Genomic DNA, 422 nt, shown 5'->3' with positions numbered 1-422 from the left:
GCTGGAAGGTGAAGTCGAAACCAACGAGTGTCTTGATCGTCGCAAGCCTACCCATTCGCAGCGCCGTCTTGATGCGGCTGTTCTCGCGCAGGGTCAACTCCTCGGAAAGAAGGATATCGATCGCTTCAAGGGCAGACAGCTCGCCGTGTTCGAGGCGTCGCACAACATGGTCGAGCGCCTCCAGTGCGCGCGGCATCTTCAGGCCGACCAGGTCATGGCGAATACGGTCGATCTTGGATGGTACGGCATCGAGTGTTGCACTCATGGGCGGTTCTCCTTTGCCAAGACCTTGCCGACGGCGTCATAGAAGGCGAGAGACCGCTGCAGCACGGTGTCGCCGGCGGGTTTGACGACAAGGGCTTCGCCTCGTGTTTGTGGCCAGTGTTGCGTCGTGATTGCTCGTCGGTGATCAGGATGAATCC

1 protein-coding gene is annotated in these 422 nt (G+C 59.5%); it reads right to left on the bottom strand.

Annotated elements, in window-relative coordinates:
• A partial coding sequence (locus tag AC1DKR_RS21265; RefSeq protein ID WP_478035151.1) for an ATP-binding protein occupies positions 1–265 on the bottom strand: 265 nt, incomplete at its 3' end.
• Between the last annotated feature and the right edge of the window lie 157 nt (positions 266–422).

It is taken from the genome of Stenotrophomonas sp. 01N47 (genome assembly GCF_056399165.1).
This window is presented reverse-complemented; position numbering and strand designations above follow the sequence as displayed.